General features: G+C 72.4%; 15 protein-coding genes. 6 read left to right on the top strand and 9 right to left on the bottom strand.

What is annotated here, in order from left to right:
- The first annotated feature begins 10 nt into the window (after positions 1–10).
- On the top strand, positions 11–1,690 hold the full coding sequence (locus ACX27O_RS10550) for a right-handed parallel beta-helix repeat-containing protein (protein ID WP_458939472.1): 1,680 nt from the start codon (positions 11–13) through the stop codon (positions 1,688–1,690).
- A 60-nt stretch (positions 1,691–1,750) separates the two neighbouring features.
- Here the strand turns inward: ACX27O_RS10550 and ACX27O_RS10545 are convergent, their stop codons facing one another.
- Both ACX27O_RS10545 and ACX27O_RS10540 read right to left on the bottom strand, forming a co-directional pair.
- Positions 1,751–3,850: a PQQ-dependent sugar dehydrogenase gene (locus ACX27O_RS10545; protein WP_030337897.1), complete on the bottom strand. Its 2,100-nt coding sequence runs from the start codon at positions 3,848–3,850 to the stop codon at positions 1,751–1,753.
- 23 nt (positions 3,851–3,873) lie between these two features.
- Positions 3,874–4,827: a sugar phosphate isomerase/epimerase family protein gene (locus ACX27O_RS10540; RefSeq protein WP_030337896.1), complete on the bottom strand. Its 954-nt coding sequence runs from the start codon at positions 4,825–4,827 to the stop codon at positions 3,874–3,876.
- Between the two features lie 609 nt (positions 4,828–5,436).
- On the opposite strand from ACX27O_RS10540, the gene ACX27O_RS10535 reads away from it, so the two are divergent.
- Positions 5,437–6,705 carry a L,D-transpeptidase gene (locus ACX27O_RS10535; protein WP_030337895.1) on the top strand — a complete coding sequence of 423 codons (1,269 nt, stop codon included), beginning with the start codon at positions 5,437–5,439 and terminating at the stop codon, positions 6,703–6,705.
- Positions 6,706–6,764: 59 nt separating this feature from the next.
- On the opposite strand, the gene ACX27O_RS10530 is transcribed toward ACX27O_RS10535, so the two are convergent.
- Complete coding sequence (locus tag ACX27O_RS10530) at positions 6,765–7,781, bottom strand: SMP-30/gluconolactonase/LRE family protein (protein ID WP_358128601.1); 1,017 nt, start codon at positions 7,779–7,781, stop codon at positions 6,765–6,767.
- 182 nt (positions 7,782–7,963) lie between these two features.
- Between ACX27O_RS10530 and ACX27O_RS10525 the strand changes: the two genes are divergently transcribed.
- Positions 7,964–8,350 carry an STAS domain-containing protein gene (locus tag ACX27O_RS10525; protein ID WP_051708890.1) on the top strand — a complete coding sequence of 129 codons (387 nt, stop codon included), beginning with the start codon at positions 7,964–7,966 and terminating at the stop codon, positions 8,348–8,350.
- 87 nt (positions 8,351–8,437) lie between these two features.
- On the opposite strand, the gene ACX27O_RS10520 is transcribed toward ACX27O_RS10525, so the two are convergent.
- Positions 8,438–8,830, bottom strand: a complete 393-nt coding sequence (locus ACX27O_RS10520) for an FKBP-type peptidyl-prolyl cis-trans isomerase (RefSeq protein ID WP_030337892.1) — start codon at positions 8,828–8,830, stop codon at positions 8,438–8,440.
- A gap of 206 nt (positions 8,831–9,036) precedes the next feature.
- The gene (locus tag ACX27O_RS10515; RefSeq protein ID WP_030337891.1) at positions 9,037–9,594 is read right to left on the bottom strand and encodes a DoxX family membrane protein; all 558 of its coding nucleotides are present in this window, start codon (positions 9,592–9,594) and stop codon (positions 9,037–9,039) included.
- A 189-nt stretch (positions 9,595–9,783) separates the two neighbouring features.
- Here ACX27O_RS10515 and ACX27O_RS10510 point away from each other — a divergent pair, with 189 nt between their 5' ends.
- Together ACX27O_RS10510 and ACX27O_RS10505 are read left to right on the top strand one after the other, a co-directional pair.
- Positions 9,784–10,473: a CBS domain-containing protein gene (locus tag ACX27O_RS10510; RefSeq protein ID WP_030337890.1), complete on the top strand. Its 690-nt coding sequence runs from the start codon at positions 9,784–9,786 to the stop codon at positions 10,471–10,473.
- 176 nt (positions 10,474–10,649) lie between these two features.
- Complete coding sequence (locus ACX27O_RS10505) at positions 10,650–11,606, top strand: TerC/Alx family metal homeostasis membrane protein (protein WP_036412683.1); 957 nt, start codon at positions 10,650–10,652, stop codon at positions 11,604–11,606.
- A 39-nt stretch (positions 11,607–11,645) separates the two neighbouring features.
- Here ACX27O_RS10505 and ACX27O_RS10500 read toward each other — a convergent pair whose 3' ends face one another.
- Genes ACX27O_RS10500 through ACX27O_RS10485 form a run of 4 tightly spaced genes read right to left on the bottom strand, consistent with a single transcriptional unit; the run spans position 11,646 to position 13,285 of the window.
- Positions 11,646–12,206: a hypothetical protein gene (locus tag ACX27O_RS10500; RefSeq protein WP_357635360.1), complete on the bottom strand. Its 561-nt coding sequence runs from the start codon at positions 12,204–12,206 to the stop codon at positions 11,646–11,648.
- The gene (locus tag ACX27O_RS10495) at positions 12,203–12,724 is read right to left on the bottom strand and encodes a DUF6286 domain-containing protein (RefSeq protein WP_458939349.1); all 522 of its coding nucleotides are present in this window, start codon (positions 12,722–12,724) and stop codon (positions 12,203–12,205) included. Before ACX27O_RS10495 ends, ACX27O_RS10500 begins: the two co-directional genes overlap by 4 nt.
- Before the next feature lies 1 nt (position 12,725).
- The gene (locus ACX27O_RS10490; RefSeq protein ID WP_210865885.1) at positions 12,726–13,097 is read right to left on the bottom strand and encodes an Asp23/Gls24 family envelope stress response protein; all 372 of its coding nucleotides are present in this window, start codon (positions 13,095–13,097) and stop codon (positions 12,726–12,728) included.
- Positions 13,094–13,285, bottom strand: coding sequence for a hypothetical protein (locus ACX27O_RS10485; RefSeq protein WP_156058020.1), 192 nt, complete (start codon positions 13,283–13,285; stop codon positions 13,094–13,096). The genes ACX27O_RS10490 and ACX27O_RS10485 overlap by 4 nt, the downstream gene beginning before the upstream one ends.
- Positions 13,286–13,449: 164 nt before the next feature.
- Here ACX27O_RS10485 and ACX27O_RS10480 point away from each other — a divergent pair, with 164 nt between their 5' ends.
- Positions 13,450–14,328, top strand: a complete 879-nt coding sequence (locus tag ACX27O_RS10480; protein WP_458939348.1) for a PDDEXK family nuclease — start codon at positions 13,450–13,452, stop codon at positions 14,326–14,328.
- Positions 14,329–14,380: the final 52 nt, after the last annotated feature.

The raw sequence follows: 14,380 nt of genomic DNA, 5'->3' as shown, positions 1-14,380 counted from the left end.
GCCTGTGGCCGTGGCGAACGAGCTGCTACTGAACTCGGTCCGGGTGCGACGGCCCGCCGCGGCCGGCGCGCCGCTCTACTGCGACGCCCTGGAGTACGGGCTGACCGGCGACGGCTCCACCAACGACCAGCCGGCGCTGGCCGCCCTGGTGGACCGGCTCGGCGCCGGGTACGCCTCCGACGGGCGGGCCCGGGTGATCTACTGCCCGCCGGGCATCTACTCGATCCGCGACGCCGGCACGGTGTGGCGCAGCGGGGTGTCGCTGATCGGGGCCGGCCCGGCGGCGACCCGGTTCATGCTCAGCAACGAGGGCAACCGGGCCGACCCGACCCCGTTGGCCTTCTGGACCACGGTGCAGCACGGCGCCGACCGGGACCGGCACATCGCGGACTGCACCTTCGCCGACTTCCAGATCGACGGCTCCGCCGTCGCCATGGCCGAGTACAACTACCTGGCCAAGGGCCTCGGCCTGCAGTACGTGGTGCGCGGCGTCTTCCGCAACCTCTACATCCACCACACCGCGGCCAGCGGCCTGGGCTGCGACTTCCTCCAGGACTCCCTGATCGACGGGGTGGTGGTGGTCGGCTGTGGCCGACTGGACAACGGCGAGCAGATGGGCGGCGCCGGCATCGGGATCGGCATCGGTGGCTGGGGACCGGTGGAGCGGTTGACCATCGCCAACTGCACCGCCCTGGCCAACGGCACCAACGGCATCTTCCTGGAGCTGCAGAAGGACTACTGGACCCCACCGCGCGGCTACCGCATCATCGGCTGCCACAGCCAGGGCAACCGCTTCGGCATCTCCGACTGGGGCGCCGACGGCCTGATCGTCTCCGCCTGCACGATGACCGGAAACCTGGAGGCCGGCTTCGACGTGTCGTCGCAGGGCACCTCCACGGTGGCCGGGCGGGGCGGACTCGTCACCGACTGCGTCATCGACGGCAACCTGCGCGACGGGATCAGCATCGGCAACAGCCCCGGACCGTACATCGTCCGGGGCAACCGGATCAGCGGCAACGGCCAGCACGGTTACCACTCCCGCGATCTCGGGCGCGGTTACCAGGGCCCGGTCCGGGACGTGGTGATCGAGAGCAACGAGTTCTGGGGCAACGGCCTCGACGCGGTCCGGATCGACCACCAGATGAGCGACGCGGTGCTGCTCAACAACCGGATCCGCAACAACGGGCGGCAGTACGGCCGGGCCGCCGGCGGCGCGGGCGAGGCCGTCCGCTACAGCGAGCGGAGCCTGGTGGACCGCACCGCCGACTGGCCGCACGACGGGCACCGCGGCAAGATCCTGCGGGTCGGTCGGTCGGTGGCCACTGTCGCCGCCAACACCGGCGACGAACTCACCCTGGCCCCGGTCCGCCCGGACGCGTTCAGCGCGTGGAGCGGAGACGTGCCGCCGCCGGGCTGTGCGTACGAACTCGACCCCGCACCCGGGCAGCGGGCCGGCATCACCATCAACGCGCCGTTCGACTCGGCCACCATCCGCGGAAACCGGATCTGGGACAACCACGACAACCAGACCCAGACGCACGGGCTGTGGATCACCGATCGGGGCAGTTGCGTGGACTGCCGGGTCGAGGACAACGACCTCGCCGGCAACGCCGAGGAGGGGATGCGGCTGGACACCCCGCCGGTGGGTGGACGCTGGCGTGACAACCACGTCGACAGCGACTGGAGCTGACCGACGGGCGGCGGCGGCCGGAACGCTCCGACCGCCGCCGCTGTCACGCTGTGGAACTGGTCAGCCGGCCAGGCCGGCCACCGGGGTCGGGTCCAGCACGACCGTCGCCGAGCCGGACTGCGGGGGTACACCCGGGTCGGTCGGCGCGTCGGTGTACTCCGCGACGAACACCGCGGTCAGGTTGTCAGCGCCGCTGTGCCCACCGTCCAGGAAGGTGGGGATGGTCCCACTGCAACCCGTCGAGGTGGAGAGCGGGTGCCCGTGCTCGTCGTGCCCGAGCACGTAGGTGACCTTCACCCGGGAGCAGTCCACCGGCAGGTCGTCGGTGACCTTCACCTCGTAGGCGACCGTCTGCCCGAACTCGAACGGCTGACCGGCCACCGGGGCGACGAACTCGACGATCGGCGCGGTCGGCCCGACCACCAGGGGCAGGGTGGCCGAGGCGGAACGGCCGGTGCGGTCGGTCACCTTCAGCGTCGGGGTGTACGAGCCGTTCTCCGGGAACGTCCAGCTCGCGTTCGGCGCGGTGCTGTCCACCGAGCCGTCCGCGTTGAAGTCCCACGCGTAGCTCAGCTTGTCGCCGTCCGGGTCGGTCGTGCCGGCGCTGGAGAACGCGACGGTCAGCGGGGCCTGGCCCACGGTCGGCGTACCACTGATCTTCGGGATCGGGGTCCGGTTGCCCCGGACGAAGTCGATCCGGGACAGCTGCGCGTCCGGGTTCTCGGCGAAGTAGCCGTCGCCGTACTCGAGCACGTAGAGCGCGCCGTCCGGGCCGAACTCCATGTCCATCGGGTTGTCCACCACCAGCGACGGCACCACCGGGCGGATGTCGGTGACGTCGCCGTCGGAGTCGAGGCGGAACTCCTTGATGTAGTCGCGGGTCCACTCGTAGAACAGCGGAACCCCGTCGTAGTAGGCCGGCCAGCGGGTCCGTGAGGTGCTGGTCCCGTCGTAGTCGTACGCCGGGCCGCCCATCGGACCGATACCGCCGGTGCCCAGCTGCGGGAACTCAGCCGAGGCCGTGGACGGGTACCAGACCTGCGGCTGCTCGACCGGCGGCAGCTGCCGCTTGCCGGTGTTGTGCGGTGAGTCGTTGACCGGGCGCGCGCAGTTGAACTTCTTGCCGGACTGGCCGGTGGCGAAGTCGTAGTCGCGGTAGGCGATCGTCGGCGTCACGCAGTACGGCCAGCCGTAGTTCGCCGGCTTGTCGATCATCATCCACCGGCCGTGTCCGGCCGGCCCGCGCTCCGGGTTCGGGTTGGAGGCGTCGGGGGAGTAGTCGCCCAGGTACACGTTGTCGGTGCGCCTGTCGACGGCGAACCGGAACGCGTTGCGCAGCCCCATCGCGTAGATCTCCGGGCGGGTCTGCGCCGTGCCGGGCTTGAACAGGTTGCCGGCCGGGACCGTGTAACCACCACCGGCCTTCGGCTTGATGCGCAGCAACTTGCCGCGCAGGTCGTTGGTGTTGGCGGAGGTGCGCTGGGCGTCGTACGCCGGGTTACGGTCGGCCCGCTCGTCGATCGGGATGTAGCCGTCGGAGGCGAACGGGTTGGTGTCGTCGCCGGTCGACAGGTACAGGTTGCCCTTGCTGTCGAAGTCGATCTGACCGCCGACGTGGCAGCAGATGCCCCGGTCGGTCGGCACCTCGATGATCTGCTGCTCGCTGGCGAGGTTCAGCCGCATCCCGTCCAGCTTGAACCGGGACAACCGCAGCGCGCCCTTGAACCGCTGCCAGTCCGCCGCGGTGCCGGTCTCCGGCGCGTCCCCCTCGTTGACGTCGGGGGTCGCCGGGTCGTCCACCGGGGTGTCCATCGGCGGCGAGTAGTAGAGGTACACCCACTTGTTCTGGGCGAAGTTCGGGTCGATGGCGACCCCCTGCAACCCCTCCTCGTCGTGCTCGTACACCGGGATGTCGGCGGCGAGGGTGTTCAGCCCGGTGCGCGGGTCGTGGATGCGGACCTCACCGGTGCGGGAGGTGTGCAGCACCCGCAGGTCGGGCAGCACGGCGAGGCTGATCGGCTCGCCCGGGAAGTCGTTGAGTGTCACTTTCTGGAAGCTGCTGTCCGGCGGCGCGGCCGGCGCGGCGGCCGCTGCCGACGGCGGCACGGCCAGGCCGGCCGTCACCAGCAGCAGGGCGGACGCGAGTGCGGTCCTGTTCATCAGGTGTGTCCCCCGAGGTGTTTTCAGTACCGGAGTGAGGCGAGGTAGTCGAAGCCGACGCGGGCGGTGTCCAGGGCGTCGGCGGGGGAGCGCGGCGCGGTGCCCGCGTCGTCACGCTCCACGATGTACTCCTCGATGCCGGCCTCCCGCTCGTGGGCGAAGATCCGGCCGAAGTCGATGACGCCGTCACCGAGGTCGGCGAAGCCGGCCTCGACGTCGAGGTCCTTGACGTGCACCTGGCGGATCCGGCCGCGGTTGGCCCGGATCACGTCGACCGGGTCGTGGGCGCCCCGCCACGTCCAGTAGAGGTCGAGCTCGAAGTGGACGAGCCGGGGATCGGTCTGGGAGCTGAGGATGTCGAACCCGGTCGAGCCCCCGGTCAGCGGCACGAACTCGAGTTGGTGGTTGTGGTAGCCGAATTCGAGCCCGGCGCGCTCGGCGAGCCGTCCGGCCTTGTTCAGGTCGCGAGCCAGGGCCCGGTAGACGGCGGGGTCGCGGATCGGCTGACCGGCCGCGTCCCGACCGAAGTACGGGTGGACGATCTTCTTGCAGCCCACCACGTTGGCGTCGGCGAGGGCCTGCTCCCAGGTGGCGGCGTCGAACGGCTGGGGGATGCCGACGTGCCCGGAGGTGGAACGCAGCCCGGCGTCGTCGAGCGCCGCCCGGAACTGCGCCGCGGTGCGGCCGACGAAACCGGCGTGCTCCACCCGCCGGTAGCCGATCCGGCGCAGCGCGTCCAGGGTGCCGGGCAGGTCGATGGCGAGTTGGTCACGCAGGGTGTAGAGCTGAATGCTGATCCGGTCCACCGGCACCCGACGGCGGCCCTGGGCCTGCGCCCCGGATGCGCCGGGTGCGGCGGTGGCCGGGCCGGCGAGCAGACCGGCGGCGCCGACGGCAGCCGCGGAGACGGTCGCGGCACGCAGCACGCCACGGCGGCTGACCGGCTCGGATGCCGGTGTGTTGAGTTGTTGATCCATGGTGGTGGTCCCTTCCTGACGGCTGGTACGCCGTCGACGGAGGTCGACCTGACTGCCGTCTGCCGGGCGCGCCGAACCGGCCGCGGTGGGCTTCGGCGGGACGGTGAGGGACGGCTCGTGGGTGCGGCCCGGACCCATCGGGGGCGGATCGCGGCGACCCGGCACAGGTGGCGGCAAGTTGATCGACGAATGGGCAACCCTCTATCTGGATCGTGACCTTACCCTTGCCTTCGGACGAAGGCAAAGCTTTGTCGCGTTCGGCAGAAGCTTCGCTCCAATTGACAAAAGTCCGCCCCCGAGGTGCGCCACCGGCCGTGACCTCCTGCCTCCCGCGCCCCGCACCCGATGGCCGCGCCCGGTCCCGGCCGGCCGTGCCGCGAGGCCGCCCTCGGGGACCGGCGCCTGCGGGCATCCGGACAGTCGACGTCGCGTCGCTCAAGCGGCGCGAAGCGCACGACACCGGTCGGTTGCGCCCCTGTTCCGGCCAACTGGAGCATTGTCGGAAAATGCGTCGATAAATGCGCGGCCAATTATTTCCGAATGCCGCTAATGGCTCACTCCGGCAAGCGAGAATGTGACGGAGGGAAGTCGAAACGGGGGGACTGAAACATGACGTCTAGGCGGCGATTGACGCTGTTGGCCGTAACCATCGCAGCCGCACCACTCGTCCTGGGTGCGTGCACCGCCGAGCGGGAGTCGGCGACCGGCTCGGCCAAGAAGCACGCCGCCCCACCGGAACTCGCTGTGACACCGGGGGACAAGGCCCGGGACGTCCCGGTCAGCGCCGAGGTGGGCACCGTGGTCAAGGGCGGGCGGGTCACCGCCGTACGCCTCACCGACGACAAGGGCAAGCAGGTCAACGCCGAGCCGCGCGAGGACGGCTCCGGCTGGGTGCCGAACGCCCCGCTGCAGCCGAAGCGGACCTACACCGCCGAGGTGACCGCGACCGGTGACTCCGGTGCCACCACCACGCGCAGCACCACCTTCACCACGATGGCCAAATCGACCAAACCGCAGATCACCAGCACACTCTATTTCAACGGTAATCGGACGTACGGCACCGCGATGCCGGTAACGGTGGCGTTCGACCCGGGAATTCCGAAAGAGGCCAGAGCGGATGTGCAGCGGCGGTTGTTCGTAAAGACCAATCCGCCGCAGCCGGGCACCTGGTCGTGGCTGGCCGACGGCACTCAGGTCTATTACCGGGCGCCCGATTTCTGGAAGCCGGGAACCACCATCAGCGTCCGGGCCGGTCTGGAGGGTCTGCCGATCGGCAAGGACAAGGTCGGTGACGCCGAGCGGACCGCGACCTCCAAGATCGGGCGACAGGTCTCGCTGGAGATCGACAATGCCACCAAGCAGATGACGGTGCTGCGCGACGGCAAGCAGATCCGCCGGATCCCGGTCAGCCTGGGCAAGCCGAGCACGCCGAGTTCCAGCGGCAAGATGGTGATCATGGAGAAGCACGAGCGGACCACCTTCGACACCCGGGGCGAGCCGAACGGCGGTTACGTAGTCGACGTCGACGACGCCCAGCGCTACACCTGGGGCGGCGAGTTCATCCACTCCGCCCCCTGGTCCGAGGGGGACCAGGGCAACACCAACGTGTCGCACGGTTGCGCGAACGTCTCCGCCGCGGCGGCCGACTGGTTGATGGGGGTCACGCAGGTCGGTGACCTGATCACCGTCAAGGGCACCGAGGTGGAGCTGCAGCCGGGCAACGGTTGGACCGCCTGGAACGTGAGCTGGGACGAGTTCGCCCGGGGCAGCGCCCTGCCGGTGCCGCCGGGCCTCAAGCCCGCGCCGGTCGCCCCGGCGCACCCGGGCGCGGTGGCCGGCGGATCGCCCGCACCGGCGCCCTCGGTCAGCGGTCGCTGAGTCACCGATCGGCAGCACAGGGCCGGCCCGCCACCACGGCGGGCCGGCCCTGTCGGCCATCACCCCAGGGGTACGCGGGCCACCCCGGTCCCGGTCAGGCTGCCCAGCCAGAGCTGGTCGCCGTGCTGGCGTACCCCGGTGATCATCGAGTAGTGCCCGCTCGGGCCGTGCAGCGTCCGGCGGACCGCGCCCGCGCCGTCGACGAGCGCGACCAGCCCGTAGCGGCGGGGCTGCGGTTGCAGGGCGTCGGGCAGCAGAGCGGCGATCTGCCGCAGCCGCGGATGGGGCAGCAGCCGCTCGGCGATCGGCACCCGAGGGCTGGGCAGCGCGATCCAGTACGTCCCGTCACCCACCGAGGCGAGATTGTCCGGGTACGCGGGCAGGTCGGCGAGCACCCGCACGCCGCCGCTCAGCTCGACGCGCAGCAGCCGGTGGGTGCTGGTCTCCACGACCATCAGCGCCGACTCGTCCGGGGTCAGCGCGATCCCGTTGGGGAAGTACAGCCCGTCGGTCACCACCTCGGTGCGGCCGCTGCCCGGCTGGTGGGCCAGCACCCGCCCGTTGGGGCGGTGCTCCAGCAGGTCCCGCTTCCAGTGCGAAACCGGAAACCGGTCGGAGCTGTCGGTGAAGTAGATGGTGCCGTCCCGGCCCACCGTCGCGTTGTTGGCCAGGTGCACCGGCGGTGCCGTTCCGGTGAGTTCGCGTACCGCGCCGTCCGGCGTGACCCGCAGCAACCCGCGGTACGCGTCACAGACCACCAGGGCCTCGCCGGACGGGTCCAGCTCGATGCCGAGCGGACGGCCACCGGTCTCGGCCAGCAGGTGGGGTCGGGTGCCGGCGCGCGCGTCGACCGGCCACCACCAGAGCCGACCGTCCTCATCACCACTGATCACCCGCCCGCCGCCGTCGACCAGGACGTCCTCGGGGCCGACGGCCCCGGCGGGGAGGGGGAGCAACTCGGCCTGGTCGAGCCGCCGGTCGGTGGGGGCCCAGGCGCCGGCCAGCGCCGGAGGGCTGGTCGCCGGTTCGCGGACCGGGCGGATCAGCCGGGGCGGCCGGGGCCGGGGGATCAGCATCGACCTATTCTCCACCCGCGTGCCTGCCGACCCGCGAACTCCGCGTCCGGGCGGCGCGCCGCCCGAGCCCCTGACTCCACCCCGAGAGGGAGACGGTGCAGCTCGGGGTATGCCCCTGGGCGTACCCGGAATCACTGCGTGGAGGGACGAAAGTGTCGGTGGTGGCGGCTAGATTTCACTGCATGGAAGAGCACAGCGACCGGTTCGACGTGCAGGTCAGCGTGGGTGACGAGCGGGTCCTCATGCGGGTGGCCGGCGAGATCGACATCGCCACGGTGGCCGCGTTCCGGTCCGCGCTGTGGTCCGCGCCGGCCCGCCCGGTGCTTCACGTCGAGTTGTCGCAGCTGCGGCTGCTCTCGGCGGCTGGCGTTCGCACGCTGCTTGCCGCGCATCTGCGCGTCCGGGCCCGCGGTGGCGAGCTGGTGCTGGTCGACCCGAGCCCGGTGGTGGCGCGGGTGCTGCGGGTCAGCGGGCTGCACCGCGTGATGACGATCCTGGAGCCGGCCACGGTGATCGAGGCCGCGCGCCGCCCGGTGGTCGCGACCACCGACCTGCAACTGGCCGCCTGACCCCGCCCGACGAGGCGTGCTCCCACCCGCCGCGCCCGAGGTCGGCGCGGGGCCGCCGGCGGGTGGGCCGGCGACCCCGACAACGACTCAGCGCACGTCGAGCAGGTCGACGACGAAGATCAGCGTCTCACCCGGCTTGATCACGCCGGCCGCGCCGCGGTCGCCGTACCCCAGGTGCGGCGGGATGGTCAGCCGGCGGCGACCGCCGACCCGCATGCCGGCGACGCCCTGGTCCCAGCCGGCGATGACCTGACCGCCGCCGAGCGGGAAGTCGAACGCCTCGCCCCGGTTCCAGGACGAGTCGAACTCGCCGCCGGTGGAGTGCGACACGCCGACGTAGTGCACGCTGACCAGCTGGCCCGGCTCGGCCTGCGGGCCGTCGCCCACGGTGATGTCCTCGATCACGAGGTCGGCCGGCGGTGCACCCTCGATCGGACCAACCTCGGGCTTACCCGATCGGGCGCCTGCTGCCTGGTTCATGCGGGGATCTCCTGCCGTGTTGGGTGATGTGTCCGGTCACCGTCGATCCTGCCGGATCACCCCCCACCGATGTGCGGCGGACCCGCCACCTGCTCCGCAGCCCATCCGTCGATCGGGAGGCCGACGGTCCCGCTGGTGCTGGCTGACCCGACGGAGCGGCGGGCGTCACCGGTATCGGTGACGCCCGCCGAGGGGTGTGCGTTGGTTCACCGGAGCCAGGGCATCCGCCGGACGATCGGCAGGGCCGCCCACACCCGGCCGAGGCCCACCGTGTCGCCGGCGTTGACCAGGGCCAGCACCGCCAGCACCGCGGCGTAGATCAGGTGGTCGTCCATGAAGGGGTTGTTCTCCGGAGGCAGCACGGCGGTCCACATCAGGACCAGCAGCAGCCCACCGGCCACGGCGGCGATCCGCATTCCGATGCCGAGCAGCAGGGCGACACCGATCCCGGCCAGGCCGATCATGAAGAGCCAGTCCGCCCAGGCGGCACCGGCGATCGAGGTGTAGACGTCCTTGAACGGCCCGGCCACGCCGAAGGTCAGGAAGCCCTTGGTGGGGCTGCCCCCGTTGATCCAGGCGTTCTTCTGCTCGGTGCCCATCCCGAAGCCGAACAGCTTGTCGACGAAGGCCCAGAGGAAGATCCAGCCGAGCGCCAGCCGGGTGCCGGCCAGGATGTACCGGACGGCCCGGTCGTGCACGGTGCCGGCCTTCGCAGCGGTGTTCTCGGCGGTGACCCGCTCGATCGTCGCGGTCATGGTCTCCACGTCCCTTCTCAGCTTCGCACCGCGCTTCCCGGTGGCATCTCCAGTGGACGCCCACGGCGCTTTCGGCGGCAGGGCCGACAGACCGCAACGGCCCGGGACGTTCGACCCCCTCCGGTCCGGTCCGGCGACCCTGACGACCGTCGACGCCCCGCCGTAGCGTCCGAGATGGACCAGGAGAGGGAGGCCGTGATGAGGACCTGGCAGGTGGGTGACGTGATGACCCGGGAGGTCGAGACGGTGGTTGCCGACACCCCGTACCGGGAGGTCGTCGACGTGCTGTTGCGCCGCGGGGTCAGCGCGGTGCCGGTGATCGACGATTTCCGTCGGGTGCTGGGGGTGGTGTCCGAGGCCGATCTGCTGCACCGGGTCGAACGCGCCGGTGAGCCGGCGCTGCGACGGGTCTTCGAGAGCCGCCGACGGCGCGGTGCCCGGGGCAAGAGCGCGGCAGTGCTGGCCGGTGACCTGATGACCGCGCCGGCGATCACCACGAATCCGCAGGCGGCGCTGTCCGCCGCCGCCCGGCTGATGGACCGCGAACAGGTCAAGCGGCTGCCCGTGCTGGACGACCTCGGTCGGTTGGTCGGCATCGTCAGTCGTGCCGATCTGCTGCGGGTGCACCTGCGGTCGGACGCCGAGATCCGCGAGGACGTGGTGCAGGAGGTGCTCCGCCGGGTGCTCGCCGTACGGGACGGACTGGTGACCGTGGAGGTCCGTCACGGTGACGTGACGCTGGCCGGTCGGCTGGACCGTCGCTCCGCCGTGGACCTCGCCGGTCGGCTCGCGGGGCAGGTCAGTGGCGTCGTGCGGGTGATCAACGCGATCGCCTACGACGCCGACGACACGGTTCTCGACCCCGGCCAGGTGATGCCGGTCGCCTGAGCGCGGGTCGCGCGCCCGACCCCGACCGCGCGCACCGACTCCCGCTGCCGGTCGCCGCCCGGGTCGAGCGGGCCGGCCCGGCGACCCGGACTTCGTCGGACCGCCCGATGCCGGGTCGGGCGGTCACCTAGGCTCGAAAGAGGGCCGGCCTAGTGACGGGCGGTGCGCGGTGGTCGATGCGGAGGGCGTCGGTGGCTGAGGCGACGGTCGCGGTTCCGCTGTGGGCCTGGGCGGCGGTCGGCGTGGTGATCGCGGTGATGCTCGCCGTGGATGTGCTCCTGCACCGGGACAACCACGTCATCGAGCTCCGCGAGGCGGTGCTGTGGAGCGCCGTCTGGATCGGCGCGGGTCTGCTGTTCGGGCTGGTCGTCTGGTGGGGCCTCGGCGGTGACCCGGCCATCGCGTACTTCTCCGGCTACCTGCTGGAGAAGGCGCTCTCGGTGGACAACGTGTTCGTCTTCGCGCTGCTCTTCGGCTACTTCCAGGTGCCGCCGGGCTACCAGCACAAGGTGCTGTTCTGGGGTGTCGTGGGCGCGCTCGTCTTCCGGCTGCTGTTCATCCTCGCCGGTGCCGAGCTGCTGGACCGGCTCACCTGGGCCGGGTTCGTGCTGGGCGGGTTCCTGGTCTGGACCGGCTGGCGGCTGGCCGTACGCGGAAAGCCGGACGTCGACCCGGAACGCAACGTCGTGGTCCGGCTGTTCCGCAGGTTGGTGCCCACCGACGCCCGCTACCACGGCGACCGGTTCACCGCCCGGGTGGCCGGCCGGCGGGTGGCGACGCTGCTGCTGGTGGCGCTCGTCTCCATCGAGGCCACCGACGTGGTCTTCGCCATCGACTCGGTGGCGGCGATCCTCGCCATCACCACGAACACCTTCCTGGTCTGGACGGCCACCGCGTTCGCCGTCCTGGGTCTGCGCAGCCTCTACTTCTGCCTCGCCGGCCTCCTGCGGCACTTCGGCTACCTGCGGTACGGGCTCGCGCTGCTGCTGGCCTTCGCCGGGCTGAAGCTGATTCTCGCCGAGACGCCGGTGGGCAAGCTGCCGGTCTGGCTGACCCTCGCCGTGGTGGTGCTGACCCTGGCGGTCTCCATGGGCGCCAGCGTCCTGGCCGCCCGCCGCCGCGCCGACGGCTGACCCGCCGGCACCGATCCGGCCGGTCGGTGCGGCGGCGGGTCACTGAGGGGCGGGCTCGATGCGGGCGGTCACGTCGAGGTGCGCGGGCTGGCAGTGGGTCGTCGCCGCGAATCGGCGGACTGCCGCGTGCACGTGCTCGCGTACGCCGGCGGCCGGCGCGTCGGCGGTGAGGTCCACCCGGATCCACACGTCGGGGTGCGGTGCCGGGCCGGTGAGCACCACCCGGGCCCGGCGTACCCCGGGGTTGCCGCTTAGGTCGCGTACCAACGCGTCGGTGAGAACGTCGGCGGGCAGCCGGGTCCGGCCCGGCCGGCGTCCGGGATGGCTCAGCGTGCCGCGCAGCGTGCCGCCGGGGCCCCGCAGCTCCCGGGCCAGCAGGCGCTGCCCGGCCAGGGCGAACAGCGCCCCGACCACGGCCACCGCCAGGGTGCTCCACGGCGCGGCCGTCCGCCACCGGTCGACCAGATCGGCGCTGAGCAGCGCCGCCGCCGGGTCGACGCCGGGCAGGGTGCCGAGGCTGGCCGCCAGCGCCACCGCGCCGCCCGCCACCAGCAGCAGCGCGATGACGGTCCACAGCAGTCGGTGCGCGGCGTTGGTCACGCCGGCCGCCGTCGGGGCAGCAGCCGGACGTCGACCCGGGCGGGGCGGGGCGCGGTGAGCCGGTGCAACTCCTGGTGCACGGCGAACTCGATCTCCGCCCGGGCCGCCGGGTCGCCGCTCGCGCGGATCCGGGGGCGCCACTGGCCGTGGTGCCGTCGGAGCCGGGCGCGGGCGCGGCGGACGCCCGGCACCGCGGCGGCGGCGTCGGCGAGCCGGCGTTCCACACAGCGCCGGTGCAGGTACCAGCCGTCGTGCTCGTCGGCGCTCAGGCGGACCGGCGCCCAGCGGCGCAGCTGGGCGGCGAGCAGCGCCAGGCCCAGCAGGAGGCTCGCAGTGGCCACGGTGCGGACCGTGGGATCGCGCCACCGGGTGGCGCTCAGCGCGTCCCACCAGCCGGTGGTGTCCAGCGGTGCGCGGCGGTGCACTGTGAGGAGCACCGCCTGCACGGCCGTCACCGCGCCGCCGACGAGCAGCGCGGCGCCCAGCAGCACCGACGCGATCCGGTTGGCGGTGCGCATCTCAGCCGTCCTCGGGCGCGGCGGCGCCGGCTGCGGAGGAGTCGACGCCGGGGACGAGCAGGTCGTCCACGGTGACGGTCACCACCGCCACGGTGAGCCCGGTCTGGGCGGCTACCTGGTCGGCGACCACCGTTCGGACGGTTTCGGCGATCGTCGGCACGCTGTGCCCGTACCAGGTGATCAGGTGCAGGTCGAGTCCGACGGACCGGTCATCCAGGCGGACCGCCGCCGGGCGGACCACGGACACGCCCGGCACGAGGCTGGCCGCCTGCGCCGCGATCCGCGCGACATCGGCCGCGTCGCCCGGCAAACCGGTCGTCCCGGCGGCCATCCCGGTGCCGGGGTTCGGCCCGGTGGACGGACGGGTGGTCATGGGCGTCGCCGAGCGTCGCCGCGACGGTCACCGAGCCCGGTCACCGCGAGGTCGCCGTCGAGCACCCGGACGACCAGCCAGCCGAGCAGGCCGGCGAGCACGGCGAGGGCGGCCGCGCCGGCGCCGGCGAGCGCCCAGACCGCCACGGCGAGGAACCCGGCGAGGAAGCCGAACTGCTGTCGCGACATGCGCACCTCCGGGCCGGTCCGGTACCGGCGGTCGCTGGATACACCCGGCGGCCACCCCTGGAACATCGGCACTGCTGTGATCCCGGTCACATCAGAAGTCGGTGGCCCATGATCGACCACCTAGACTCGGCCCGGCTCGACCGACCGGCGGATGGATCAGGCAGATGACGAGCACCGGGAGCGACGACCGCGGCTGGCTGCGGGCGATGCCCGCCGAGGCGGGGCACGACGCCCTGCTCAGCCGTGCCGGCCACCTGGTCCTGCCGGCACGTCGGCTCAGTGATCTGGTCCAGGGCCGTCCGGCCGGTGTCACCGGCAGCCAGTGGACCTCGGCGAGCCGCGCCAGCTTCGACTTCGTGGTCTACGCCGCCGACACCGGCCGCCCAGTCGTCGCCGTGGAGATCGGCCCGGTGCCGAGCGCCGCCTCGGCGGAACAGCGCGTGCAGCGACTCACGGACGCGGTGAGCGCCGCCGCCGGCCTGCCCGTGCTGCGGATCGGTTCGCCGACGCTACGGGCCGCCGAACACGGCCGCCGCCTGGTCGAGTACGTGATCGACGCGCGCGCGTACGCCGCGGGCGCCGGGGCCACCGTCGCCGGCACCGAGCCCGCGCCGGTGGGCTTCCGGGACATCCTGGGCCGACTGCCCGACGGGCGTACCGGGTCGGTCAACGACCTCGGCGCGCTGACCCGCGCGGCGGCCGTCGAGGCGTACGTGGCTGGGCAGGTGACCGACCCGATCGTGCGAGGGCTGCACGTGCGCTGGCTGGACGGGCCGGCCCAGGGGTGGAGCTGGGTGCAGGTACGCCCCGACGCGTGCCTCGTCGAGGTGGTCTCGGTGACCGAACACCGCTTCTCCTGCGGCATCGACGCGGCCCGGCTGGCCGAGGATCTCGCCGCCGTCGCCGTGGGGGAGCGACTGCGGGAGAACGCGGTGGCGAACCTGCTGCCGCGCGCCGAGTGGACCGCGCGGATCGCCGCGCTGAGCGAGCGCCGCCACGAACTGGTCGGCGGTTTCGCCTTCGACCATCTCTGCGCCGACTGACCGCACCCGTTTCACCTGCTCTTCCCCGCCGCGTACCGGCTCCGTGTCGGGT

The sequence above is a fragment of the Micromonospora sp. SD19 genome (assembly GCF_054462275.1).
This window is presented reverse-complemented; position numbering and strand designations above follow the sequence as displayed.

What these genes read in the sequence shown, in the direction of transcription:
- ACX27O_RS10525 (WP_051708890.1), top strand. Translation starts at nt 7,964, where the DNA reads ATGGAAGAGCACAGCGACCGGTTCGACGTGCAGGTCAGCGTGGGTGAC.
- ACX27O_RS10540 (WP_030337896.1), bottom strand. Translation starts at nt 4,827, where the DNA reads ATGGATCAACAACTCAACACACCGGCATCCGAGCCGGTCAGCCGCCGT.
- ACX27O_RS10480 (WP_458939348.1), top strand. Translation starts at nt 13,450, where the DNA reads ATGACGAGCACCGGGAGCGACGACCGCGGCTGGCTGCGGGCGATGCCC.
- ACX27O_RS10490 (WP_210865885.1), bottom strand. Translation starts at nt 13,097, where the DNA reads ATGACCACCCGTCCGTCCACCGGGCCGAACCCCGGCACCGGGATGGCC.
- ACX27O_RS10520 (WP_030337892.1), bottom strand. Translation starts at nt 8,830, where the DNA reads ATGAACCAGGCAGCAGGCGCCCGATCGGGTAAGCCCGAGGTTGGTCCG.
- ACX27O_RS10485 (WP_156058020.1), bottom strand. Translation starts at nt 13,285, where the DNA reads ATGTCGCGACAGCAGTTCGGCTTCCTCGCCGGGTTCCTCGCCGTGGCG.
- ACX27O_RS10495 (WP_458939349.1), bottom strand. Translation starts at nt 12,724, where the DNA reads ATGCGCACCGCCAACCGGATCGCGTCGGTGCTGCTGGGCGCCGCGCTG.
- ACX27O_RS10535 (WP_030337895.1), top strand. Translation starts at nt 5,437, where the DNA reads ATGACGTCTAGGCGGCGATTGACGCTGTTGGCCGTAACCATCGCAGCC.
- ACX27O_RS10505 (WP_036412683.1), top strand. Translation starts at nt 10,650, where the DNA reads ATGCGGAGGGCGTCGGTGGCTGAGGCGACGGTCGCGGTTCCGCTGTGG.
- ACX27O_RS10530 (WP_358128601.1), bottom strand. Translation starts at nt 7,781, where the DNA reads ATGCTGATCCCCCGGCCCCGGCCGCCCCGGCTGATCCGCCCGGTCCGC.
- ACX27O_RS10545 (WP_030337897.1), bottom strand. Translation starts at nt 3,850, where the DNA reads ATGAACAGGACCGCACTCGCGTCCGCCCTGCTGCTGGTGACGGCCGGC.
- ACX27O_RS10510 (WP_030337890.1), top strand. Translation starts at nt 9,784, where the DNA reads ATGAGGACCTGGCAGGTGGGTGACGTGATGACCCGGGAGGTCGAGACG.